The 21,463-nt window shown below is 65.6% G+C and carries 24 protein-coding genes; 17 read left to right on the top strand and 7 right to left on the bottom strand.

Annotated features, from left to right (window positions below):
* Positions 1-228 precede the first annotated feature (228 nt).
* Both ACIBK2_RS37010 and ACIBK2_RS37005 read right to left on the bottom strand, forming a co-directional pair.
* A complete protein-coding gene (locus tag ACIBK2_RS37010; RefSeq protein ID WP_396974418.1) occupies positions 229-1,032 on the bottom strand; it encodes a maleylpyruvate isomerase family mycothiol-dependent enzyme in 804 nt (267 codons plus the stop codon).
* Between the two features lie 601 nt (positions 1,033-1,633).
* A complete protein-coding gene (locus ACIBK2_RS37005) occupies positions 1,634-1,972 on the bottom strand; it encodes a hypothetical protein (protein WP_396974416.1) in 339 nt (112 codons plus the stop codon).
* A 427-nt stretch (positions 1,973-2,399) separates the two neighbouring features.
* On the opposite strand from ACIBK2_RS37005, the gene ACIBK2_RS37000 reads away from it, so the two are divergent.
* Complete coding sequence (locus ACIBK2_RS37000) at positions 2,400-3,590, top strand: DUF418 domain-containing protein (RefSeq protein ID WP_396974415.1); 1,191 nt, start codon at positions 2,400-2,402, stop codon at positions 3,588-3,590.
* Positions 3,591-3,641: 51 nt separating this feature from the next.
* Positions 3,642-4,031, top strand: coding sequence for a VOC family protein (locus ACIBK2_RS36995; protein ID WP_396974413.1), 390 nt, complete (start codon positions 3,642-3,644; stop codon positions 4,029-4,031).
* A 6-nt stretch (positions 4,032-4,037) separates the two neighbouring features.
* Here the strand turns inward: ACIBK2_RS36995 and ACIBK2_RS36990 are convergent, their stop codons facing one another.
* A complete protein-coding gene (locus ACIBK2_RS36990; protein ID WP_396974412.1) occupies positions 4,038-4,376 on the bottom strand; it encodes a DUF2087 domain-containing protein in 339 nt (112 codons plus the stop codon).
* A gap of 223 nt (positions 4,377-4,599) precedes the next feature.
* Between ACIBK2_RS36990 and ACIBK2_RS36985 the strand changes: the two genes are divergently transcribed.
* The 4 genes from ACIBK2_RS36985 to ACIBK2_RS36970 all read left to right on the top strand — a co-directional run bounded on the left by ACIBK2_RS36985 (position 4,600) and on the right by ACIBK2_RS36970 (position 7,381).
* A complete protein-coding gene (locus ACIBK2_RS36985) occupies positions 4,600-5,061 on the top strand; it encodes a hypothetical protein (protein ID WP_396974410.1) in 462 nt (153 codons plus the stop codon).
* A 53-nt stretch (positions 5,062-5,114) separates the two neighbouring features.
* Positions 5,115-5,564: a TetR family transcriptional regulator gene (locus tag ACIBK2_RS36980; protein ID WP_396974408.1), complete on the top strand. Its 450-nt coding sequence runs from the start codon at positions 5,115-5,117 to the stop codon at positions 5,562-5,564.
* A gap of 194 nt (positions 5,565-5,758) precedes the next feature.
* On the top strand, positions 5,759-6,598 hold the full coding sequence (locus ACIBK2_RS36975) for an SGNH/GDSL hydrolase family protein (protein ID WP_396974406.1): 840 nt from the start codon (positions 5,759-5,761) through the stop codon (positions 6,596-6,598).
* A gap of 69 nt (positions 6,599-6,667) precedes the next feature.
* Positions 6,668-7,381 (top strand): PP2C family protein-serine/threonine phosphatase, encoded by a 714-nt coding sequence (locus ACIBK2_RS36970; RefSeq protein ID WP_396974404.1) that lies wholly within the window; start codon positions 6,668-6,670, stop codon positions 7,379-7,381.
* 69 nt (positions 7,382-7,450) lie between these two features.
* Here the strand turns inward: ACIBK2_RS36970 and ACIBK2_RS36965 are convergent, their stop codons facing one another.
* Positions 7,451-7,924, bottom strand: coding sequence for a hypothetical protein (locus ACIBK2_RS36965; protein ID WP_396974403.1), 474 nt, complete (start codon positions 7,922-7,924; stop codon positions 7,451-7,453).
* A 262-nt stretch (positions 7,925-8,186) separates the two neighbouring features.
* Here ACIBK2_RS36965 and ACIBK2_RS36960 point away from each other — a divergent pair, with 262 nt between their 5' ends.
* Together ACIBK2_RS36960 and ACIBK2_RS36955 are read left to right on the top strand one after the other, a co-directional pair.
* Positions 8,187-8,681 (top strand): beta-class carbonic anhydrase, encoded by a 495-nt coding sequence (locus ACIBK2_RS36960; RefSeq protein ID WP_396974402.1) that lies wholly within the window; start codon positions 8,187-8,189, stop codon positions 8,679-8,681.
* Positions 8,682-9,177: 496 nt separating this feature from the next.
* A complete protein-coding gene (locus tag ACIBK2_RS36955; protein ID WP_396974400.1) occupies positions 9,178-9,612 on the top strand; it encodes a 2-keto-3-deoxygluconate kinase in 435 nt (144 codons plus the stop codon).
* A 61-nt stretch (positions 9,613-9,673) separates the two neighbouring features.
* Here the strand turns inward: ACIBK2_RS36955 and trxA are convergent, their stop codons facing one another.
* Positions 9,674-10,048: a thioredoxin gene (gene trxA, locus ACIBK2_RS36950; RefSeq protein ID WP_357391371.1), complete on the bottom strand. Its 375-nt coding sequence runs from the start codon at positions 10,046-10,048 to the stop codon at positions 9,674-9,676.
* Between the two features lie 327 nt (positions 10,049-10,375).
* Here trxA and ACIBK2_RS36945 point away from each other — a divergent pair, with 327 nt between their 5' ends.
* The 4 genes from ACIBK2_RS36945 to ACIBK2_RS36930 all read left to right on the top strand — a co-directional run bounded on the left by ACIBK2_RS36945 (position 10,376) and on the right by ACIBK2_RS36930 (position 14,252).
* Positions 10,376-11,461: an isocitrate/isopropylmalate dehydrogenase family protein gene (locus tag ACIBK2_RS36945; RefSeq protein ID WP_396974398.1), complete on the top strand. Its 1,086-nt coding sequence runs from the start codon at positions 10,376-10,378 to the stop codon at positions 11,459-11,461.
* Positions 11,462-11,586: 125 nt separating this feature from the next.
* Positions 11,587-12,507: an ABC transporter substrate-binding protein gene (locus tag ACIBK2_RS36940; protein ID WP_396974397.1), complete on the top strand. Its 921-nt coding sequence runs from the start codon at positions 11,587-11,589 to the stop codon at positions 12,505-12,507.
* A 21-nt stretch (positions 12,508-12,528) separates the two neighbouring features.
* Positions 12,529-13,470 carry an amino acid ABC transporter permease gene (locus ACIBK2_RS36935; protein WP_379289514.1) on the top strand — a complete coding sequence of 314 codons (942 nt, stop codon included), beginning with the start codon at positions 12,529-12,531 and terminating at the stop codon, positions 13,468-13,470.
* Positions 13,471-13,499: 29 nt separating this feature from the next.
* Complete coding sequence (locus ACIBK2_RS36930) at positions 13,500-14,252, top strand: amino acid ABC transporter ATP-binding protein (protein WP_396974595.1); 753 nt, start codon at positions 13,500-13,502, stop codon at positions 14,250-14,252.
* Positions 14,253-14,424: 172 nt separating this feature from the next.
* Here the strand turns inward: ACIBK2_RS36930 and ACIBK2_RS36925 are convergent, their stop codons facing one another.
* On the bottom strand, positions 14,425-15,348 hold the full coding sequence (locus ACIBK2_RS36925; RefSeq protein ID WP_396974395.1) for a LysR family transcriptional regulator: 924 nt from the start codon (positions 15,346-15,348) through the stop codon (positions 14,425-14,427).
* A 71-nt stretch (positions 15,349-15,419) separates the two neighbouring features.
* On the opposite strand from ACIBK2_RS36925, the gene ACIBK2_RS36920 reads away from it, so the two are divergent.
* The 4 genes from ACIBK2_RS36920 (at position 15,420) to ACIBK2_RS36905 (ending at position 18,638) form a co-directional block, all read left to right on the top strand.
* Entirely contained in the window at positions 15,420-16,766 is a 1,347-nt protein-coding gene (locus tag ACIBK2_RS36920; protein WP_396974394.1) for an FAD-binding oxidoreductase, read from the top strand.
* Between the two features lie 108 nt (positions 16,767-16,874).
* Positions 16,875-17,759, top strand: a complete 885-nt coding sequence (locus ACIBK2_RS36915) for an SPFH domain-containing protein (RefSeq protein ID WP_396974392.1) — start codon at positions 16,875-16,877, stop codon at positions 17,757-17,759.
* 11 nt (positions 17,760-17,770) lie between these two features.
* Positions 17,771-17,923, top strand: a complete 153-nt coding sequence (locus ACIBK2_RS36910) for a toxin-antitoxin system HicB family antitoxin (protein WP_110293694.1) — start codon at positions 17,771-17,773, stop codon at positions 17,921-17,923.
* Between the two features lie 115 nt (positions 17,924-18,038).
* Positions 18,039-18,638 carry a hypothetical protein gene (locus ACIBK2_RS36905; protein WP_396974390.1) on the top strand — a complete coding sequence of 200 codons (600 nt, stop codon included), beginning with the start codon at positions 18,039-18,041 and terminating at the stop codon, positions 18,636-18,638.
* Positions 18,639-18,845: 207 nt separating this feature from the next.
* Here the strand turns inward: ACIBK2_RS36905 and ACIBK2_RS36900 are convergent, their stop codons facing one another.
* Positions 18,846-19,694, bottom strand: a complete 849-nt coding sequence (locus ACIBK2_RS36900) for a class I SAM-dependent methyltransferase (protein ID WP_396974388.1) — start codon at positions 19,692-19,694, stop codon at positions 18,846-18,848.
* Between the two features lie 245 nt (positions 19,695-19,939).
* On the opposite strand from ACIBK2_RS36900, the gene rpsA reads away from it, so the two are divergent.
* The gene (gene rpsA / locus ACIBK2_RS36895; protein WP_396974387.1) at positions 19,940-21,424 is read left to right on the top strand and encodes a 30S ribosomal protein S1; all 1,485 of its coding nucleotides are present in this window, start codon (positions 19,940-19,942) and stop codon (positions 21,422-21,424) included.
* Positions 21,425-21,463: the final 39 nt, after the last annotated feature.

Raw genomic sequence — 21,463 nt, 5'->3', positions numbered from 1 at the left:
GGTCGGCGCGCGGCGTAATCAGCCGAAAGCGACCGATTCGCAGCGGGCCAGACCGGTCAACGGAGGCTCGTGAGAATGCCGAGGCCACCCCTGATCGGTTGGCTGCCAACGACTCTGAACCATCCGGCGACGGCGATGAGCTTGTGAACGGTGGGTTTGCCGGGCCGAAGGTCGGTCGCGGCGGCAGCGATCCGGACCCCGGCCGAGCGTGAACCTCAGGGCAAGGGGTCAGCCGCTGACATGGGCGGTGTTGTCGAGCCAGTGCTGGGCGAGGCGGGTGTCGCCGTCGACGCTGATGTCGGTGGCATCACCGTCGGTGAGCGGGATACGTCGAGTCAAGGCCAGCAGCAGCGATTGTGCCGGGCCGCTCACCGTCACGTCGGCGGGCTGGGTTCCGCGCTGCCACGCCGGTCCGTCAGAGCGCCGTTCGACGAACCAAGCGCCGGTGTCGTCGGCGAGGTCGGTGGCCAGCCACTGCAGGGTCTGTCCGGTGCCCCGAATGGCATCGGCGGACTCGGATCGCTGCATCGCCCAGTTGGGGGAGGTGAGCATCGCGAAGTGGTTGCTGATGAGCGCGGCGGCGATCTCGGCGTCGATGTCGACAGGTCGGTTCGCGGCGTTGGCGGCGTCGAAGCCGTGGACGACCGTCTCGTTGAGCAGGCTGGAAATCCAGAATCGCGTCCCGGATCGCGCGTCCCCGGCAGGGTTGAACACCGGCGCGTCGAGCGCGTCATCGGAGCACGCGTCCGACACCCGCTGCGCGGACTCCGCCAGCCAGGCCTGCCACTCGCTGGGGTCGGCAGGGAGTTCGGCCATCTCCATCGGCAGCTGTGTCGGGTCGGTGATGCGCCGTTCGATGATCTCCGCGACCCAGTGCTGAGTCTGGCCCACATGCTGGACCAGGTCGGTGATGGTCCACTTAGGGGCCGTCGGCACGGCGGCGTCCTGTCCGGCCGCGGCGGCCGATTCCGCTAGGCCTCGGGTGTGTTCGACGATCGCTCGCCGGGCGTGTGCTGCGTTCAGTTCGGTCATTGGATTGCCCTTCCGTAGTTCGTTGCTGGATATGACTGGCCGTGCCGATAGAACTCATCGGTGCCGCGCCAACTCCTCATCAGCGGACACCCGCGTCGCCACAAACCCACCCGCAGTCACAACAACGGCAGCCACTGTCGTAGCGGGTCATGGGCGGTACCTCCGTTGCGGGAGTGGGGTTTTCGGGCGGTGCGAGGGTTTCGGTTCACGTCTTCCCGTCGCCCGAATACCTTCCCACGACCGCGCGCGTCGACAGGATCGGATGTGCGACCGTTGCCCGTGGCAAAGGCCTGTATCTGCGCCGAGAGTTACGTGGGGACGTCGAGAACGGTTTGCCCGTCATGAACCAGGCAGTGGGCGACGTGGCAGCCCACACCGTCGCACCCCAGGACCGCTCAGACCCGATCATCGAATCGCCTTGTAGCGGAAAGCATTCGCGCCTATCCGGCGGCGTCTTTGGCGTATCGGCCTGCGGCGAGAACATCGCCGGTGGAATCGATGGTGGCCGACCGTTTGTTTTGATCCGTCTCAACGCGCGCACAGGCCGATGTGGGTGTTCGGGAACGCCATTGTCAGCCGTCGATGCACCGCATCCGTGGCTTCACTTTGCCCCGGGACCTCGAGTAGGTGGATCAGGTGGACTTCCCCACCAGTGAATACTGTTGTCGTCGACTCGGAGGTTGTGCCGCACCGTGCCCAGCGGTTCGCCGATGTCGAAGTCCGCGACGTTACGGCCATAGCCCCCCGGATCCGGCGCAGCGGTCAACTGTGGGGAGTACATGCTCGAAAACGTGTTGTCGCGAGGGTTATACACCGAGCGCCGCAATCCAAGGCGGCCATCGAAATACGGGGATCGGTAGACAACCACGAACGTCCACTCGTCCTCTACCCACGCATCGTCGACAGCAATGCGCCACGCCTCCGTGGTCGTGCTGGTCATGAGCCGGCTCAGGCACGCGGACACAGCACGCTCGGACCACCGAGGAGAGGCAACCGCAGCGAATACCGCCGCGAGCCGTCGATGTGCATCGGTGATCACTCGTGACTGAGACTCAGGCCGATGGTTCGGCTCGGGATCCACTCGATCATTATGCTGCCGGAACGCCGGCATCGGCTCATGACACAACGGCGCTGAGTGAACCGGCCAGCGAACAAGTTGCGGAGTGGAGGTGGGCCGCAATCGATCTCGTGAACGTCCGGATCTCCGAGCCCGAGCCCGAGCCCGAGCCCGAGCCACGGTGTCCGGCAGCCGTCACGGCGTCGATTCGGAAACCTCGATGCATGGCGCACCAGCGCGACCTCCTACTGCCGAGATGATCACGAAGGCCGAGTTCGTCGAACGCTGTACCTTGGCATACGGTCTCCGGATGCCCGTTTCACCCGATTCCGTGCCGCCCATCGCGGCAGCCCCGGCGACACGCATCGCCGAGGTCGATATCCTGCGCGGATTCGCACTGTTCGGCATCCTGCTCGTCAATGTTTTCGTCGCGACCCAGCTTTGGGAATTCGGTAACGCCCGCGACTATGTGGAGTTCTCGCGCGACAGTGGTCATTGGATGCCTGCGGTGCTCGACGCCCTGTTCTCTGGGCGGTTCTACCTGCTGTTCGCGTTCCTGTTCGGGTACTCGTTCACCCTGCAGATCGCGGCGGCACAACAGGCGAGGGTCTCGGAGCGCGGGCGGCTGCTGCGACGGTGCGTGGCGTTGCTGGCGATCGGGTTCGCGCATGTGTCGTTGCTGTGGCTCGGTGACATTCTCACGTTGTACGCGGTCCTGGGCCTGATCCTGATCGGTTGCCGGAACCTGCGCCCGCGCACCGCTGGAATCACCGGCACCGTGCTCTATGTGGCATCAGTGCTGATGCCCGGCATGGATACGCTCTTTAATGAAGTCTGGGATTTTCTCGGTTTCGCGAGTCTGCACGAGGATTTCACCCACAACTTCGCTGACACCGTGCACGCCCAGGTGACGGTAGGACCGAAGTTCATGCTGTTGACCTGGCTCGGGCAGGGCCTGCCGAGCCTCGGGTTGCTCCTGATCGGCATGGCCGCGGGAAAGCGCGGGTTGCTGCACCAGCCCGACACGCTGTATCGGTGGGCGCCTCGAACACTGCGGATCGGTCTGGTTGTCGGCCTGCCGGTTTCAGCGGTCACCTTCGCCGACGCCATGCGCTGGATTGATGAGCCCGAGAGCTGGCCGGAACTTCAGGCACTGATCAACCCGCTGATGACGTTCGCCTACGTCGCCGCCATCATGCTGCTGGCCGCCCACGCGCCACACCTGCGGCACTACCTCGAATGGCTCGCTCCCGCAGGACGAATGGCGGCGACGAACTACATCGCGCAGTCGGTGGTATTGATGGCTCTCTACTCCGGTTACGGTCTCGCCCTGGCCGACCAGGTACCGCCGACAACGATGGCGGCGCTCGCACTGCTGACTTTCGCCGCGCAACTGTGGCTCAGCAGCTGGTGGCTGCGGCGCTATCAATACGGGCCGGTCGAATGGGCGTTGCGCGCCGCGACCTACCTGTCGATCCCGCCGTGGCGGAAACCATGCTGACCTACCCGGCAGGATTGACCTCGACCGCGCTCGAGGTTGCATAGTGGGTGGATGCGGCTTAATCAGGTGACCGTGGGTAGCACCGATCTCGCTCGGTCCGAGCGGTTCTATCTGCTACTCGGACTGAGACTTATCGTCAAGAACGACCACTACATGCGGTTCGAATGTCCAGACGGCGGCAGTACGTTCTCGGTCGATCTGGTCCAGGCGGTCTCGGACGATGAGCACGTGACTGTGTACTTCGAGACGGATGACCTCGATGATCAATGCGCGCGGTTGATGGACGCGGGCATTGTGTTCGACAGCGTGCCCAGCGACCAGTCGTGGTTGTGGCGGGAGGCGCGGCTTCGCGATCCCGACGGGCATTTACTGTGCCTGTTCTATGGCGGGGACAACCGACGCAATCCACCATGGCGTCTCGCTGATTCAGCACTCAGCTGACGCAACCTATGCCTGCTCGGCACCGGGTAGCCAATAGCGGGCACCATCGCGGGTGCGATCGAGGCGGCCGGACACGACCAGATAGCGGCGTAATGCGACGTAATCATCGAAGATTTCCGCGAGACGCTCGTTGACCTGTCCCTCGGTGTAGAAAACATCCGGCTCGAAACGAGTGCGGGCAATGTGGCTGAGCAGCATCTCCCGCAATGCACGACGCCGCGACTTCAGCGATGGCATCGACACCAACAGGCCATCACGAAAGAGACGATCGATAGCCGGGTCACTACTACCGCTGCCACCATCGGGGCGCGGTCGAACCGGGACCGTCGCCTTCGCCTCATTCATGCCCTCAGTGTCATGCGACCACTCGCGCTATCGCAACCGCATTTCGAGCCGGTCACACGACAGTTCGGCGGACCCGAACGTGTGTCGTTCAATTGAGTTGGGCGCCAGCGGGAGTGGTGGTGCCGCGTGCGGTGAGCGCGGCAAGCACTGTCGTCCTCAGCGCCGAATCGAGCCGCCAACCGGGACGGAGGCAACGTGGTCGGCGGCATGGAATGCTGAGCCGATGCGGTTGATCGGTAACGACGGGTATGGGGTGGAGCTGGGAGTGGTGGATTACCAATTCCCGGATGCCGTCTATCCGCTCGAGCGGCGTAGCTGGCTGGTCATCAAAGGGACCGGATATTCGCCGCAGGGAACATGGTCTTTCCGTTGGCAAGCGTTGACTCCGGAGGACGCCATAGAGCTGGGGCGGTGGCTTCGGCATACGACGGAACTGGCTGTCGATAGCAACGAACACCCAAGCGCCGCACTGAGTTTCATCGAGCCGAACCTGTCCTTTTCCGCCATAAGGACCGACCCGAATCTGATCGATCTGAGCATCGGATTGGATTTGGAGTTCTCGCCACCATGGCGATACCACACACGCGCCTTCGATCCGTTCGTCATCCGAAGTCGGTTCACCACCGAATCCGTGTTGACCGCAGCGGACGATTGGACCGCCGAGATCGGCCCCTTTCCACCGTGAGGAGCGCGGTCCGAGCTTCCTCTTCTCGGCGGTTCGAATCAGGTCAGGGCTGGATGTTCTCCAGGTCCTCCAACAGGCTGGGGTGCTTCGGTTCCCAGCTGAGCGCCTGGCGGGTGTGGGTGCTGCCGGCCGAGGGAATCGCCGAGGCGCCGAGTAACGCCACTCCGCTCGAGGCAGTCGCCGCCGGTCTCGAACGCGCCGCGAGCGCGATGGGCCCGACGAATCGCGAGCTCGCCCCGCGCTTGAAGGCGGCGATCGCCTCCAGCGTCGAACTTCAGGAGCGTGACGCCCGCGAGAGCGTCAGCCTCGCGGCCGCGATGACCACCGCGCTGATCGCGCGCGGCCTGCCCGATCCGACCGCGGCGCTCGCGAGTGAACTGGGCCTGCTCGCCTTCAAGCGCGGGTACGCCGAATGGTCCGAGGGAGACGCCGACGACGAGCTCGCCGGATACGCCCTGGCGGCCTTGGACGAGCTGCGGGCGGCAAGCGCGTCGCTGGGCTGACCAGACAACTCCCCAGTTGGCCATTGCCGCATGTCAAACGGTGGGGAACAACGGCTTTGGGTTGTGCAGTCGAACAGTTCGTATCGTTGCCTTGCCCCCCGCTGCTTCTCGCCACTGCACGTAGCCATTTCTGGTAAACGGCAGTGTTTTTCACACCTTCGCGCCGCTGCTGTTCCCTCTCCCTGGAGCAAAAAATGATCCGCGCCCGTGCATTGCAGGCAACCTTCGCCGCACTCGTGACCGCCTTGCTGCCCGCCACCGCCGCCATTGCCGCGCCCACCCCGGCACCCATCGACTATGTCGCACTTGGCGACTCCTATTCCTCGGGCGTCGGCACCGGCGACTACCGATCCGACAGCGGCGACTGCCTCCGCAGCGACGCCGGCTACCCCGCACTATGGGCGAAATCCCATACCGTGGGCGTCTTCTCCTTCAAAGCCTGCAGCGGCGCCACCACCCAGGACGTACGCACCGGCCAACTGAATACGCTGAACGACCGGACCGGGCTCGTCACCATCTCCGCCGGCGGCAACGACGCCGGTTTTTCCGACATCCTGCGCTCCTGCGTATTCCCGGCCAGTGACGCCGCTTGCGACGCGGCAGTAAACAAGGGCATCACTTTCGCCAACCGCACCTTGCCCGGCCGCCTCGACGGTCTCTACCAAGACATCAAAGCCAAGGCGCCCAAGGCCAAGGTCGTCGTCCTGGGCTACCCCCGGCTCTTCGAACGTGACACGTGCCCGCTGAGCTTCAGTCTCCACAAACGCGACGCCCTCAACCACGGAGCCGACGAACTCAACCGAGTCACCGGAACCCGCGCCCAGTCCGCCGGATTCACCTTCGCCAACCCGAGCCCGCGCTTCGCCGGACACGGAATTTGTGGCGGTGATCCGTGGATCAACCAACTGAACATCGGCGACCCGGTCGAGTCCTATCACCCCGACGCGGAGGGCTACGCCCGCGGCTACCTGCCGACACTGAACTCGGCTACCGGGCAACAAAGCCTTGATTCCGTAACTGCGAACGGGTCGTAACCGCCGATGCCCGCGTTCGGCTCTTCTCCAGGAAAAGCCGACGCGGGCTCGGTATGTCAGAATTCGCGGGTGCGAAGCCCCGCGATCGAGGCCGCTGTGGGTAGTGACATCGGCAAACGCTATTCGGCGAATTTCGATGTCACCTACCTACGTGAACAACCGCTGCTGGCCGTGGTGGCCGACGGTATGGGCGACGGCCCGGGCAGCGCGGCCGCCGGACGAACCGCGGTCGATATCTTCGTCGGCTACCTCACACGAGACCCAGAACCAGGACCGGACACCTTCCGTGCCGCAGTGGCCGCGGCGGACGCCCGAGTAAGCCAAATCGGCCAGGAATTGCGGAGTTTGGCCGGATGCACGCTGACCGCCATGGTAGCGACGCCGCAGGGCTACTGGCTCGTTCAGGTCGGTGACTCGCGCGTGTACCGGTTGCGCGGCGGACTGCTCGAACTGTTGACGACGGACCACACGATGGCCTGGCTCGGAGCCGTAAACGGTTGGTACCCTTTCGATTCCGCGCAGGCCGCGTCTGCGCGCTACCACTTGACCCGCTACATCGGTCTCGGCGCAGTCGAACCCGACGTACTGAGCGTGACCATGCGCCCAGGCGACCGCTACCTACTATGCTCCGACGGAGTATCCGAGCAGGTCAGCTACGACGAACTCCGCACCTTCCTCCACCGCGACGAGCCCCCGCAATCGGTCATCACCAACCTGCTGACCGCCTGCGACAGGGCGGGTGGCAACGACAACGCCACCGCCATCGTCATCCGCGTCGACTGATCAGGCCAATCGAAACCATCTACCCCCTCCGCTTGTCCAGCAACATATCTCGGGTGTCTCGGGGTGCGATCACGGCAAGCAGATCGCGAGGATGACAAAGACGACCCCGAGAGCTATGAGACCACCGCCGGTATATATCAGCGCACGCCCGGCCCACCTGGTAACCCGGTCTGGGAGCAGACCCGTCAGCACGAGAAGACAACCGCTCGCCATGAACACCCCGAATCCGCCGAAGATGGTGGCGAGTGCCAAACCTGAGAACGCGGTTCCGAGCCCAACGGCATTGATGGCGTCGGAGTTCCCGCTGACCGCGATTCGGGTACCGGGCGCGTGCGGTCCGCCTTGTAGCGACAGCGTGATCGAGGCGGGTCGTTCGTCAGCGGGAATGAATATCCCGTCGCACAGAGCCGGTTGGCGGCCGTTGCGACCCTTACTCGGCTGGCAACTTTCGACGACGAATGTGCCTGGATATCCCGACAGGCCAAGCGCGCGAGCGGCGGTTCCGCTGCCCTCGCTGATCGGAAAATAGGTCCCGATCGCCATGCCAATGCCGAAGAGCCCCAGCGTGATCCGAACCGCATGAGCTCGGCCCCGGGGCTGCCGCCCCGCATCTTCGTGCACGACTGGAGCGTACCGACGGCGCCGCACGTCGCTATGTGAGGTGAGCATGTGTCGCTCTCACCACGCCAGTAAACGAATCACGGTGAGCGGGACCGGTTCGGGTGGGGCCGGGCGAGCCTATGGTGAGCCACGCCACACATAAGCGCATACGTATCCACGCATGCCGACCGCAGGGGACCACCCAATGACTGTGACCGATGAGTACCTGCAGAACAACGCTACCTACGCGAGCACCTTCACCGGGCCGCTGCCCTTGCCGCCTGCCAAGCATGTCGCGGTGGTCGCGTGCATGGACGCCAGGCTGAATGTCTATGGCGCGCTGGGCATCAACGAGGGGGAGTCGCACGTCATCCGCAACGCGGGCGGTGTGATCACGGCCGACGAGATCCGGTCCCTCGCCATTAGTCAGCGGCTGCTGGGCACCCGCGAGATCATCCTGATCCACCACACCGATTGCGGCATGCTCACGTTCACCGACGACGACTTCAAGGCGTCGATCCAGCAGGACGTCGGCATCAAGCCGGAATGGGCGGCCGAAGCGTTCTCCGATCTGGAAACCGATGTGCGCCAATCGATTGCTCGCATCGTCGCCAGCCCGTTCGTGCCGCACAAGGACTCGATCCGCGGGTTCATCTTCGATGTGGCCACGGGCAAGCTGAACGAGGTCCTCGCCGACTGACCCGCCGAACACCGCACGAGATCCGGGTCTGCGGGCCCGGATCTTGTCGTTTCACCGCACTCCGCCGATCGACACGCCGCCCCGACACGCGCTCCCGAGATGTCGGGAGCATGACGCGCAGCTGAACATGTGCCGCACCGCACCGCCGTGATCGGCCGAACCGCCACCCAGCGCCCCTGAGCTGCACGAACGCTACCGGCCAGTAGACAAATCGGGCATCAAATATGGTTGCTATTGCGCCGAGATGTCCCTATCCTCAAGCGCGTGCCGAATCCCGCCGACCGCCACAGCGCAGCGCTCACAGTCGCAGACCGCGACAGCGCCGTGCTAATTCCGCTTACCGCGATGGTGGCGCCCCGGCGAATTCTCCTCGTAGTAACCCGCCGTAGCGGGGTCTGATTCGGACCGGCCCCCTCGCTGCGGGCTGAACGACTTGTTAGTGCTGGTCCCCTCTGTCAACTGAGCCACGACATTCCTCGGGAAGACCTACTTTCAAATGACAATCCTCACTCTCGATACCCACACGTTCCATGCCGCCGCGCCCAAGGGTCTGCGCCACGAAAGCGCCGACCTCACCCCGGCGCAATTCCACGACCGCTACTGCGAACACACCGGGCCGATCAAGCTCGGCGAATGGTCGCCCGCGGGTAGCCGCAGCGCCGATTTCGCTGTCACGCTGGAGTTCACCGACCACCTGCGCACGGTGGTCGCCTCCGGCAGCCTCGTCGCGGCAATGACCTCGGCCCTCTATGAGGAGGGCTATCACGTCGAGATCCTGCAGTTCCACCAGCGCCGCACCAGTGAGGGCACCGCGACCTTCGTGCAGTGCGAGTGCAACGGCAGGCGCGGCTGGGGTGCCGCGTTGGCCGACGACAGCGCCGAATCGACGGTTCGCGCGATGATTGCCGGAGTCAACAAGCTCGGCAGCTGACCACAAGCAAAAGGGCCGTTCCTCTCAGCTGAGAGGAACGGCCCTTTGTGGTTCGGCGTGCTTACTGCTCGGCGCCGGCCTGCTGCTCGGCGAGCTGCTTGCGCACCTCGTCCATGTCCAGCTCCTTCACCTGGGTGACCAGGTCCTCCAGCGCGGCGGGCGGCAGCGCGCCCGGCTGCGCGAACACCAGCACACCCTCGCGGAAGGCCATGATGGTCGGGATGGAGCGAATGTTGGCGGCGGCCGCGAGCCCCTGCTCGGATTCGGTGTCGACCTTGGCGTGCACGACATCGGCGTGCTTCTCCGAAGAGGCCTCGAAGGTCGGCGCGAAGCTCTTGCACGGGCCGCACCACTCAGCCCAGAAATCGACGAGTACCACGTCGTTTCCGGTGACTACCTCATCAAAATTCTGCTGGGTCAGCGTCTGGGTGGCCATGACGTCCTCTCGTATTCGGTGTGCCAGCTACAACGCCGACAGTTGCCTATATCTTCCACGGACAAAATGGGCGGCGCACGGATGCGGCTTACCCGCGGTAGGCGACCGGCTCGGTTTTTGTCGCTGCCGCTGAGTTGTCCTCAGTAGGGTTCTTCCCCGGCAGCGGCCGCCTGACACCCGAAATTCGACCAACCGCGCGATCTCCAGAAAATAGCGGTTGCCGCGCCGACGGTGGGTCGGTTCGTCGACGGGGGGAGCGCGGCGCGAGGATGATGCCGTGACCGAGTGTGGCGAACGACCAAGAGGGACATCGACCGGAGAACTGTCGTGAGCGCGACCGAACCGGCGCTGCGGCTCGGGCTGATCGACGGCGACGGCATCGGCCCGGAAGTGGTGCGTGCCACCCGGCAGGTCGTCGACGAGGCGGTGTCGGCGGCGGGTGCCGCGCCGATCGAATGGGTGCCGCTGCCCATGGGCCATCGCGCCATCGAGGAACACGGCGACCCGCTGCCCGAACAGACCCTGACCGCCCTGGACAGCGTCGACGCTTGGATCCTCGGCCCGCACGATAACGCCTCCTACCCGGCCGAACACCGCACTTCGGTCGCGCCGGGCGGTGCCATTCGCAAGCGGTTCGGCCTGTACGCCAACATCCGCCCGGCTCGTGCGTTCGCCGGTGTCCGGGCGATGGCACCCGAGATCGACCTGGTGATCGTCCGGGAGAACAGCGAAGGCTTCTACGCCGACCGCAATATGTTCGCCGGATCGGGGGAGTTCCGGCCGACCGAGGACGTCGCCATGATGGTCGGCGTGGTCACCAGGCAGGCCTGCGAGCGGATCGCGCACGAGGCCTTCCGACTCGCCTCGTCCCGGCGCAAGCGGCTGACCATCGTGCACAAAGCCAACGTGTTGCCGATGACGATGGGCCTGTTCCGCGACGTCTGCTATGAAATTGCCCACGCATATCCCGGCGTCGAGGTCACCGACGAACACGTCGACGCGACGGCCGCACACCTCGTCCGCGCCGCCGCCGACTACGACGTCCTGGTGACCGAGAACCTCTTCGGCGACATCCTCTCCGACCTCGCCGGTGAGCTGAGCGGCTCGCTCGGTCTGGCCGCCTCGCTCAACTGCTCGGCCACCCACGCCATGGCACAGGCCGTGCACGGCGCGGCACCGACGATCGCCGGACACAACCGCGCCAACCCCGCCGCGCTGCAACTGTCCGCGGCAATGCTGTTGCGTTGGTTGGGGACTCGCGATAGCGAAAGCACACTGCGGCACGCCGCTGAGCGGGTCGAACGTGCCATTGCGGCCACGTTCGAAGCGGGCATCGCCACTGCGGACCTGGGCGGACTGGCGTCGACCAGCGAGTTCACCGAACAAGTTTGTGCTAGGGTCCACCGCCGGTAGTCAGAGTGTGGTAGCCCGGAGTGTTCAGCAAGGAACGGATGAAACTTCCGTTACTGTCCAGCACGAAGCGTCTCGGTCGCTTAGATTGCCAACGGGTGGTGACACCCGGGTTTCTTGAATCCGAAATGTGGAGGGCTGCTGTGTCTGTTCGATCGGTTCTTGGCAGGCGCGCCCTGCAGGCGGTGTGCGTACTCGCCGTAGGCGCACTTGCCCTGGCGGGCTGTAGTAATTCCGAAGACTCCGGACCAGCGGTGCAGAAGGTGGGGGGAATCGAGAAGGTCGATTCCATCGCCGCGCAGCTCCCCGACAAGATCAAGCAGTCCGGCAAGCTGATCGTCGGCGTGAACATCCCCTACCAGCCCAACGAGTACAAGGATCCGAGCGGCAAGATCGTCGGCTTCGATGTCGACCTGATGGATGCCGTCGCCGCCACCCTCGGCGTCAAGGCCGAGTACCTCGAGTCCGCGTTCGAGAAGATCATTCCGACCATTCAGGCCGGCACCTACGACGTCGGTATGTCCTCGATCACCGACTCCAAGGAACGCGAGCAGCAGGTCGACTTCACCACCTACTTCAGTGCCGGTATCCAGTGGGCGCAGCAGAAGGGCAAGCCGGTCGACCCGGACAACGCCTGCGGCAAGAAGGTCGCCGTGCAGGCCACCACCGTGGAGCACACCGACGAGGTGCCCGCCAAGAGCGCCAAGTGCGTCGCCGAAGGCAAGCCCGCCATCGACATCAAGGCCTTCGATGAGCAGAGCGCCGCGACCAACGCCCTGGTGCTCGGCCAGGTCGACGCGATGTCGGCCGACTCCCCGGTGACCGCGTACGCGATCAAGCAGAGCGACGGCAAGATCGAAAAGGCCGGTGCCGCTTTCGATTCCGCGCCGTACGGCTGGGCCGTGCCGAAGAGCTCGCCGCTGGCCGCGGTGCTGCAGAAGGCCGTGCAGAGCCTGATCGACAGCGGTAAGTACCTGGAAATCGCGAAGGCCTGGGGCGTCGAGGAAGGCGCGATCACCAAGTCGGTCATCAACGGCGCCGCGAGCTGATCGATGACGTCGAACGAAACCATGCCGGCGCCCGGCGACCCCGGGCCCGGTGCGGCAGACCCATCCCAGGAGCCGGAACCGATCAAAGCGGTTCCGCTGCGCAGGCCCGGTCGGTGGATCGCCGCCGCGGTCATCCTGGTGCTCGTCGGACTCTTCGTCTACGGCGCGGCGACGAACGAGGCCTACAAGTGGAACACCTACGGTAAGTACCTGTTCGACACCAGGATCCTCAACGGTGTGGTGGTCACGCTCGAACTGACCGTGCTCGCCATGGCGATCGCCGTCTCGCTCGGCACGTTGCTCGCGGTCATGCGGTTGTCGCCGAACCCGGTGCTGCGCGCCGCGTCCTGGGTGTACCTCTGGATCTTCCGTGGCACACCGGTTTTCGTGCAGTTGGTGTTCTGGGGCTTGTTCCCGTCGCTGTACAAGCACATCGTGCTCGGCATCCCGTGGGGACCGCATTTCATCGATCTGGATGTCCAGAGCCTGCAGGCGGCGTTCCTCTTCGCCGTGATCGGCCTCGGCCTGAACGAGGCCGCGTACATGGCCGAAATCGTCCGTGCCGGAATCAATTCCGTCGGTGAAGGGCAGCGCGAGGCGTCGACCGCGCTCGGCATGTCCTGGAGCATGACCATGCGCCGGACGGTGCTACCCCAGGCCATGCGGGTGATCATCCCGCCGACCGGCAACGAGCTCATCGGCATGCTGAAGACCACCTCGCTGGTCACCGCACTGCCGCTGAGCACCGACCTCTTCGGCCGGGCCCGTGACATCTACGGCGTCAACTTCCAGCCGGTCCCGCTGCTGCTGGTCGCGGCAACCTGGTACCTCATCGTCACCAGCGTGCTGATGGTCGGGCAGTTCTACCTGGAGCGCTACTACTCGCGCGGCCTGTCCCGGCAGTTGACCGGCAAGCAGCTGCAGGATCTTGCCGACGCCCAGACGATCGTGAGGGCGAAATGAGTACGGACACATTCAAAGACGCCCAGCCGATGATCCTCGCCGACCGGGTATGCAAGAACTTCGGCGCGTTGCAGGTGCTCAAGGGTGTCTCCCTGGAGATCGGCCGCGGCGAGGTGCTGTGTGTGATCGGGCCCTCGGGTTCGGGCAAGTCCACCTTCCTGCGCTGCATCAACCATCTCGAAGAGGTGAACGCGGGCCGGCTCTATGTGGACGGCGAGCTCGTCGGCTACGAGGAGAAGAACGGCAAGCTCTACGAGCTGCATCCGCGTGAGGCCGCCCGGCAGCGGCGCGAAATCGGCATGGTGTTCCAGCATTTCAATCTGTTCCCACATCGGACGGTGCTGGAGAACGTGATCGAGGCGCCGACCCAGGTCAAGAAGGTGCCCAAGGCCGAAGCGCTGGCCAAGGCGAAGGAGCTGCTCGACCGAGTCGGCTTGGTGGAGAAGGCGAATGCCTACCCGGCCCAGCTGTCCGGCGGCCAGCAGCAGCGCGTGGCCATCGCCCGTGCGCTCGCCATGGACCCGAAGCTGATGCTGTTCGACGAGCCCACCTCCGCGCTGGACCCGGAACTGGTCGGCGAGGTGCTCCAGGTCATGCGCGAACTGGCCAAGTCCGGCATGACCATGGTCGTAGTCACCCACGAAATGGGTTTCGCCCGTGAGGTAGCCGACAAGCTGGTCTTCATGGACGGCGGCGTCATCGTCGAAGCGGGCGCCCCCCGCGAGCTCCTGGCCAACCCCAAACACGAACGCACCCAAGCGTTCCTGTCCCGGCTGCTCTAGGCGCCCCCGTCCGGGGGCCTGGACGTCTCACAGAGCGTCCACACGCCTCACAGGGTTACAGCCCTTGTGTATAGCCGCTGTGAGGCGTGTGGACACTCTGTGGGTCTTACTCAGCGCCTGACGTGTGTGGATCGGGGAGCGGCCGACCACTCGATCGAGCCGCCTGGCAGGTTCATGCGGTGTGGCGTGCAGTGGTTCGCGTCCCTTTGCCGCCCAGCGCGATACGTAGTTGGCCCAGTAGCACTTTGGCGGCGGGGCCTGCGGGGCGGTCGGTGCGCCACACCAAGGCCAGTCGGCCGCGTAGTTCGGGTTCGGTGATGCGGATGGTGCGGACGCCGAAAGCTGTTGCCTCCGCGGGGGTCAGCCCCGGTACAACGGCGATGCCGAGCCGGCGGGCGGCCAGTTGGAGCAGGAGTGGGGGAGCGGCGGCCTCGAAGGCGACATTCGGCTCGAATCCCGCTGCTGCGCAGGAGCGTTCGAAGACGCCGCGGATGCCGGTGCCTCGCGGGAGGCAGATCAGTGGGTGATCGCGTAGGTCGTTGAGGGGGATGTCGTCGCCGTGTGTCCGGTCGTCGGCGGCTACCGCGGCGACGATCGAGGTTTCCAGCACCACGTCCACCCCGATGGTGGAATCCATTGACGCGCCGGTCATTCCGATCAGCGCGACATCCAGCTCGCCCTGGCCGAGCATGGCGAGCATGCGTTCCGAGGTGTCCTCGGTGAGGCTGATGCCGACCTCGGGGTGATCGTCGTGGAAGTCCGCCAGGACGGCGGCGACGTTGAGTTCCTCGGTCGCTGCACCGGAGATCAGGCCGACGCGCACGTGGCCACGCAACAGACCGGCGAATTCGTCCACCGTCTCGGTGATGCGTTCGGTCGCGGCGAGCGCGGCGCGGGCGTGCTTCAGCACCGCCGTCCCGATCTCGGTCGGTGTCACCGTCCGACCACGGTCGAGCAGTTGCTGGCCGAGCTCGCGTTCCAGCTGGCGGATCTGCGCGCTGAGCCCTGGCTGAGCCAGGTGCAGGCGGGCCGCGGCGCGGGTGAAATTCGCTTCCTCGACCACGGTGACGAAGTAGCGGAGCTGACGCAGTTCCATAACTGATAATTCTAGCTTCGATACGATCTATCTGTTGTACTTCTCACTCGGCGGCGGGCATCGTCGAACGCATGGGAAACAACGCAGAGCACACCGCAGACACCTTCACCGGCCCGGTCTTCCGCCCCGGTGACGCCGGATACGACGAGGAGATCGCCGGCTTCCAGACCGCCTACACCCACCGGCCCGCGCTCGTTGTCGGCGCCGTGCACGCCGAGGATGTCCGCGCTGCGGTGGAATACGCTGCGCGGCACGGTCTTCCCGTCGCGGTGCAGGCGACCGGCCACGGGCTGTCGGTCGCGGCCGACGGGGGAGTGCTGATCAGCACCCGTAGGATGACCACCCTCGAGATCGACCCGGCGAACCGCTCCGCACGTATCGGCGCGGGAGTGCGCGCCGGTGCGCTGGTCGAGGCGGCCGCGGCGCACGGACTCGCGCCACTGAACGGTTCCTCACCATCGGTCGGCGTCGTGGGCTACCTGCTCGGCGGCGGAATCGGCCTGCTGGCAAGGGAATTCGGCTACGCCGCCGACCATGTCCGCGCCATCGAACTGGTCACCGCGGACGGCCGGGTGCGTAGGCTGGTCCCCGGCGACGAACTGTTCGGCGCGGTCCTCGGCAGCGGCGGCAACTTCGGCGTGGTCACCGCGATCGAATTGGGCCTGTTGCCCGTCGCCGAGGTCTACGGCGGCCAGCTCATGTTCGACACCCCGCTGGTCGAGCAGGCCCTCGACGTCTGGAAGCAGTGGACCGCAACGGTTCCCGACGAACTGACCTCCACCGTCGCCATGCTGACCTTCCCCGACATCCCGCAGGTCCCCGCACCGCTGCGCGGCCGCTACGTCGCGTCGTTCCGCATCGCCTTCAACGGTCCCGCCGAGGAGGGTGAGCGGCTGGTCGCCCCGCTGCGCGCGGTGGGCGAGCGGCTGAAGGACGACCTGCGCACCATGCCCTACGCCGAATCGCACACCATCCACAGCGACCCCGACCACCCGCATGCCTATGCGGCCACCAACGCGCTGCTCAGTGAGCTCAACGGAGATACGTTGTCCGCCTTGCTATCCGCCGCGCGCCCGGACTCCGGCGCGGACGCGGTCATCGACATCCGTCATCTCGGGGGCGCGCTGAGCAACCCGAGTGAGACCGTCGTCAACCATCGCGCCGCCGCCTACATCGTCCGCATCATCACCGACCCCGCCGACGAGACCGCGGCCAAGGACAAGATCCGCACCGCACTCGCCCCATGGACCGTCGGCCACAGCCTCAATTTCCTCTACGGCGCGGGCGCCGACGCCGACGAGGCTCAAACCCAGGCGGGCTACTCCGGCTACACCTACCAGCGCCTCGCGAACCTGAAGGCAAAGTACGACCCGCACAACATGTTCCGCTTCAACCGCAACATCCGCCCCGCCAACTGATCCACTGCCCCGGGAACCTCCGTGTGAGATTCCCGGGGTTTTCGCTAGTGCCGCGGACGCCGGTCGTCTGCTATCTTCGTGATATCACTTTGATACCTGGAGGATGTCATGAAGCTTCGGCCCGCATTACACGTCAACGGCTTCTTGGTGCTGGTGGCGTGGCTGGTGCTCACCCTCGTCTTCGGCGGTGGCGCCGCGCTCGGCTACGTCGCGATGGCCCAGCACCACAACGTGCCCGCACTGATCGGCGCGATCGTCGCGAGCTTCGTCGTGTTCGTACTGCTGCTCGCGGCGACCGGGCTCATCGTGGTGAACCCGAATGAGGCGCAGGTCGTTCAGTTCTTCGGCCGCTACGTCGGTTCGGTGAGCGAGCCCGGCTTCTTCTCGGTGCTGCCGCTGACCGACCGCAAGCGAATCTCGTTGCGCGTGCGTAACTTCGAGACGCAGAAGCTGAAGGTCAACGACGCCGACGGCAACCCGGTCGAGATTGCCGCCGTGGTGGTCTACCGCGTGGTCGACAGCTTCAAGGCCGCGTTCGCCGTCGACGATTACGAGGAGTACGTGCAGACCCAGTCCGAGGCCGCGGTCCGGCATCTCGCCACCACGCACCCCTACGATTCGCACGACGACAGCCGCACCAGCCTGCGCGACGGCGCCGAGGTGGCCGAGGAACTCACCGTCGAGCTGCGCGACCGCACCCTGCTCGCGGGCATCGAGGTGCTCGAAGCCCGGATCACCCACCTCGCCTACGCGCCGGAGATCGCCCAGGCCATGCTGGTCCGCCAGCAGGCCGCCCAGGTGGTCGCCGCCCGCACCCAGATCGTCGAGGGCGCGGTCGGCATGGTCGGCCTCGCGCTCGACAAGCTCACCGAGCAGGGCGTGGTGGAGCTGGACGAGGAGCGCCGCGCCACCATGGTGTCGAACCTCCTGGTTGTCCTCTGCGGCGACCGAGCCATCCAGCCCGTCGTGAACACCGGCTCCCTCTACAACTGAGCGCCGACGCCATGGCCGAGCGCAAGAAGCTCCTGCTACGGCTCGACCCGGCCGTCCACGAGGCCATCGCCAAGTGGGCGGCCGACGACCTACGCAGCATCAACGCCCAAATCGAATACGCCCTACGCCTCGCCCTTGAACAGGCGGGCCGCAAACCGAAATAACCGACCGAAGGCGACCTTCCTCCGTTCAGACGGGGTGGAGGTCGCCTTCGGTCGTTGTTCGACGGGTGCGGACCATGCCGATGGGGGCGTGTTGTCGGGCGGCTACCGTGAGGGCGTGCCAATCACGTTCGACACCAGTGGGCTTCAGCCGATCGACAGCAACTCGTGGCGCGATCCGAGTGCCGGGGACATCGTCACGATGACCTACTTCGATCTGGTCCCTGACCTGCCCGCGCCGCTGGACGACGTGGACGTGCTGCGGCGTGGGTTGGCGGAGCGATCCGCCGAATCCGGTTGCCTGATCGAGGCTTTCGTCATCTGGGTGGACCGGGAGCCCGCACTGCTGCGGATGGAGAAGTTTCCGCTACCGAACCAGCCGAGCGGCTTGGCTTTTGTCGCCTCGATCATCGTGCCGAAGGATCGCTGCAGCGCGGTATTCCAGATCCTCTGCCCGGAGACCGGCACCACCGGCGTCCGCGAAGCCGTCCTGATGTCGCAGATCGGCTACGAAAACATGTTCCCGCCGCACCCGTACGCACCGGGTCTCAGCGGCCGACTGCCCTACAACGCCGCCGACGACATGCGCTGGGACGAGCAATTCCCCGACCACCCGCTCACCCGAGCCCGCCGCTGGGTCGCCCGCACCGTCCCCACCGCCCAACTCGCCCCCGGCTTCGCCGCCCTACCCCCGTTCGCAGGCCCGCTACGGTCCTGACCGAGGACCTGTTGCGCCCGTACCGCCCAGCAAACCGCGATGGTGCAGCTCGCCGCGCACGCGTTGTCCCGCCGCGCACGAGTTGTACAGCTGAGCGCGAATTGTGTAGCTGTGCAGCCGCGCACGAGTTGTGCTGCTGCGCACGGAATTGCTGGCAATCTCGTGCGCGGCTTGCGGAAACGTGCGCAGGAGGCGGGCTTGGGCCGCCTACGCCGGCTTCTCCGTGATGAAGATGGCGGTGCCGGGGAAGATCTCGCCGCGTAACGGGCTCCACTGGCCCCACTCGCGGTCGAGCCATTCCGGCCAGTCCGGTTCCACGATGTCCACCACCAGCAGCCCGGCCGCGACGATCTCGCGCACCCGGTCGCCGATAGTGCGGTGATGCTCGACGTAAGTCGGCTCACCATCGGCGTCGACCTCTACATAAGGAGTGCGGTCGAAGTAGGGGATAGCGGCAGTGAGCCCCGCAGGGCCGGGATCGTCGGGAAAGATCCAGCGCATCGGATGGTTCACCGAGAACACCCAGCGCCCACCGGGGCGCAGCACGCGGGCGACCTCGCGCATCACCTGTTCCGAATCGGCGACGAACGGGATCGCGCCGAACGCCGAGCAGGCCAGGTCGAACGATTCGTCGGCGAAGGGCAGCGTCTCCGCGCCCGCCTGGATCAGCGGCACCTGCGGCCCGCCGCGTTCCATCGCGGCCCGGCCACGTTCCAGCATCCCCATCGACAGATCGAGCCCGACCGGATGCGCGCCCTGCCCGGCCAGCCAGCGCGCGCACGGCGCCGACCCGCAGCCGATCTCCAAGATCCGCTTACCGGCAATGTCCCCGAGGAATCGCATATCGCCCTCGTGCAGCCCTTCCGGGCACCAGACGAATTCGCCGTCTGGGGAATCGACGCCGAGGAAATCGGCGTGCGTCTCGTGGTACTGGCCCGCGTCGGCATCCCACCAGCGGCGGCTGGCTTGCTGACTAGCGGCGGAGCCGATCCGGGTGCGCGCGGTACCCGCGGTTCCGAGCAGTGTGTTTGCCTCTGCATGGCGATCTTCCGACACGCCGCCAGCGTATCCCGGCGTGGCGGCCGGACCGGTTTGCCCGGCTGGACCAAGGTCGCGTACGCTGAACGCGCGAGTGCCTTAGGTACAGCCGTACCGGAGTCAACCACCCGTGCTGAGTTTCACGTGCGTTACGTGCGGTACGTTCCTAGTGTCCGTCTTCACACCACCGCGGTGAATTCGCCAGCGTACCGAAAGTTCCAATGTCCGCAACCGACCACAATCCGTCCGGAGCAAACCGACATATGCCCACCACCGTCACCTCGCCGCAGGTAGCCGTCAATGACATCGGCTCCGCCGAGGATTTCCTCGCCGCCATCGACGCCACGATCAAGTACTTCAATGACGGCGACATCGTCGAAGGAACCATCGTCAAGGTCGACCGCGACGAGGTCCTGCTCGACATCGGTTACAAGACCGAAGGCGTCATCCCTTCCCGCGAACTCTCCATCAAGCACGATGTCGACCCGAATGAGGTCGTTTCCGTGGGTGATGAGGTCGAGGCTCTTGTTCTCACCAAGGAGGACAAGGAAGGCCGCCTGATCCTGTCGAAGAAGCGGGCTCAGTACGAGCGCGCGTGGGGCACGATCGAGGAGCTCAAGGAGAAGGACGAGGCCGTCAAGGGCACCGTCATCGAGGTCGTCAAGGGCGGCCTGATCCTCGACATCGGCCTCCGCGGCTTCCTGCCTGCCTCGCTCGTCGAGATGCGTCGTGTCCGCGACCTCCAGCCGTACGTCGGCAAGGAGATCGAGGCCAAGATCATCGAGCTGGACAAGAACCGCAACAACGTGGTCCTGTCCCGCCGCGCATGGCTCGAGCAGACCCAGTCCGAGGTCCGCAGCGAGTTCCTGCACCAGCTGCAGAAGGGCCAGGTCCGCAAGGGTGTGGTCTCCTCGATCGTCAACTTCGGTGCCTTCGTGGACCTTGGTGGCGTCGACGGCCTGGTGCACGTCTCCGAGCTGTCCTGGAAGCACATCGACCACCCGTCCGAGGTTGTCGAGGTCGGCACCGAGGTCACCGTCGAGGTGCTCGACGTCGACCTGGATCGCGAGCGGGTTTCGCTGTCGCTCAAGGCGACTCAGGAAGACCCGTGGCGTCAGTTCGCCCGCACCCACGCGATCGGCCAGATCGTGCCCGGAAAGGTCACCAAGCTGGTTCCGTTCGGTGCGTTCGTGCGCGTCGAAGAGGGCATCGAGGGCCTCGTGCACATCTCCGAGCTGGCCGAGCGCCACGTGGAGGTCCCGGACCAGGTTGTCGCCGTCGGCGACGACGCGATGGTCAAGGTCATCGACATCGACCTCGAGCGTCGCCGGATCTCGCTGTCGCTGAAGCAGGCGAACGAGGATTACCACGCCGAGTTCGACCCGTCGAAGTACGGCATGGCCGACAGCTACGACGACCAGGGCAACTACATCTTCCCCGAGGGCTTCGATCCCGACACCAACGAGTGGCTCGAGGGCTTCGACAAGCAGCGCGAAGAGTGGGAAGGCCGGTACGCCGAGGCCGAGCGTCGCCACAAGATGCACACCGCTCAGATGGAGAAGATGGCGGCCGACGCCGCGGCCGAGGCCGCGAACGGTGGCGGCTCGTCGAACTACTCCTCCGAGAGTGGCGGTTCGCAGGCAGCGTCCTCTTCCTCGTCCTCCAGCTCGTCCGAGTCGGCCGGCGGTTCGCTGGCCAGCGACGCGCAGCTGGCGGCTCTGCGGGAGAAGCTCTCCGGCAACGCCTGATAGGTACGTGTGACGAAGGCCCCGGTCCACTGGACCGGG

This window comes from Nocardia sp. NPDC050175 (assembly GCF_044459885.1).
In the GTDB taxonomy this organism is placed as follows: Bacteria; Actinomycetota; Actinomycetes; order Mycobacteriales; family Mycobacteriaceae; genus Nocardia.
Note: the sequence above shows the minus strand (reverse complement) of the source record. Positions and strands in the feature narration are given on the sequence as shown.

Bases quoted from the DNA above. Each gene is read 5' to 3' on its own strand.
- ACIBK2_RS37010 (WP_396974418.1), bottom strand. From the start codon at position 1,032: ATGACCGAACTGAACGCAGCACACGCCCGGCGAGCGATCGTCGAACAC.
- ACIBK2_RS37005 (WP_396974416.1), bottom strand. From the start codon at position 1,972: ATGACCAGCACGACCACGGAGGCGTGGCGCATTGCTGTCGACGATGCG.
- ACIBK2_RS37000 (WP_396974415.1), top strand. From the start codon at position 2,400: ATGCCCGTTTCACCCGATTCCGTGCCGCCCATCGCGGCAGCCCCGGCG.
- ACIBK2_RS36995 (WP_396974413.1), top strand. From the start codon at position 3,642: ATGCGGCTTAATCAGGTGACCGTGGGTAGCACCGATCTCGCTCGGTCC.
- ACIBK2_RS36990 (WP_396974412.1), bottom strand. From the start codon at position 4,376: ATGAATGAGGCGAAGGCGACGGTCCCGGTTCGACCGCGCCCCGATGGT.
- ACIBK2_RS36985 (WP_396974410.1), top strand. From the start codon at position 4,600: ATGCGGTTGATCGGTAACGACGGGTATGGGGTGGAGCTGGGAGTGGTG.
- ACIBK2_RS36980 (WP_396974408.1), top strand. From the start codon at position 5,115: ATGTTCTCCAGGTCCTCCAACAGGCTGGGGTGCTTCGGTTCCCAGCTG.
- ACIBK2_RS36975 (WP_396974406.1), top strand. From the start codon at position 5,759: ATGATCCGCGCCCGTGCATTGCAGGCAACCTTCGCCGCACTCGTGACC.
- ACIBK2_RS36965 (WP_396974403.1), bottom strand. From the start codon at position 7,924: ATGGCGATCGGGACCTATTTTCCGATCAGCGAGGGCAGCGGAACCGCC.
- ACIBK2_RS36960 (WP_396974402.1), top strand. From the start codon at position 8,187: ATGACTGTGACCGATGAGTACCTGCAGAACAACGCTACCTACGCGAGC.
- ACIBK2_RS36955 (WP_396974400.1), top strand. From the start codon at position 9,178: ATGACAATCCTCACTCTCGATACCCACACGTTCCATGCCGCCGCGCCC.
- trxA (WP_357391371.1), bottom strand. From the start codon at position 10,048: ATGGCCACCCAGACGCTGACCCAGCAGAATTTTGATGAGGTAGTCACC.
- ACIBK2_RS36940 (WP_396974397.1), top strand. From the start codon at position 11,587: ATGTGGAGGGCTGCTGTGTCTGTTCGATCGGTTCTTGGCAGGCGCGCC.
- ACIBK2_RS36935 (WP_379289514.1), top strand. From the start codon at position 12,529: ATGCCGGCGCCCGGCGACCCCGGGCCCGGTGCGGCAGACCCATCCCAG.
- ACIBK2_RS36930 (WP_396974595.1), top strand. From the start codon at position 13,500: ATGATCCTCGCCGACCGGGTATGCAAGAACTTCGGCGCGTTGCAGGTG.
- ACIBK2_RS36925 (WP_396974395.1), bottom strand. From the start codon at position 15,348: ATGGAACTGCGTCAGCTCCGCTACTTCGTCACCGTGGTCGAGGAAGCG.
- ACIBK2_RS36920 (WP_396974394.1), top strand. From the start codon at position 15,420: ATGGGAAACAACGCAGAGCACACCGCAGACACCTTCACCGGCCCGGTC.
- ACIBK2_RS36915 (WP_396974392.1), top strand. From the start codon at position 16,875: ATGAAGCTTCGGCCCGCATTACACGTCAACGGCTTCTTGGTGCTGGTG.
- ACIBK2_RS36910 (WP_110293694.1), top strand. From the start codon at position 17,771: ATGGCCGAGCGCAAGAAGCTCCTGCTACGGCTCGACCCGGCCGTCCAC.
- rpsA (WP_396974387.1), top strand. From the start codon at position 19,940: ATGCCCACCACCGTCACCTCGCCGCAGGTAGCCGTCAATGACATCGGC.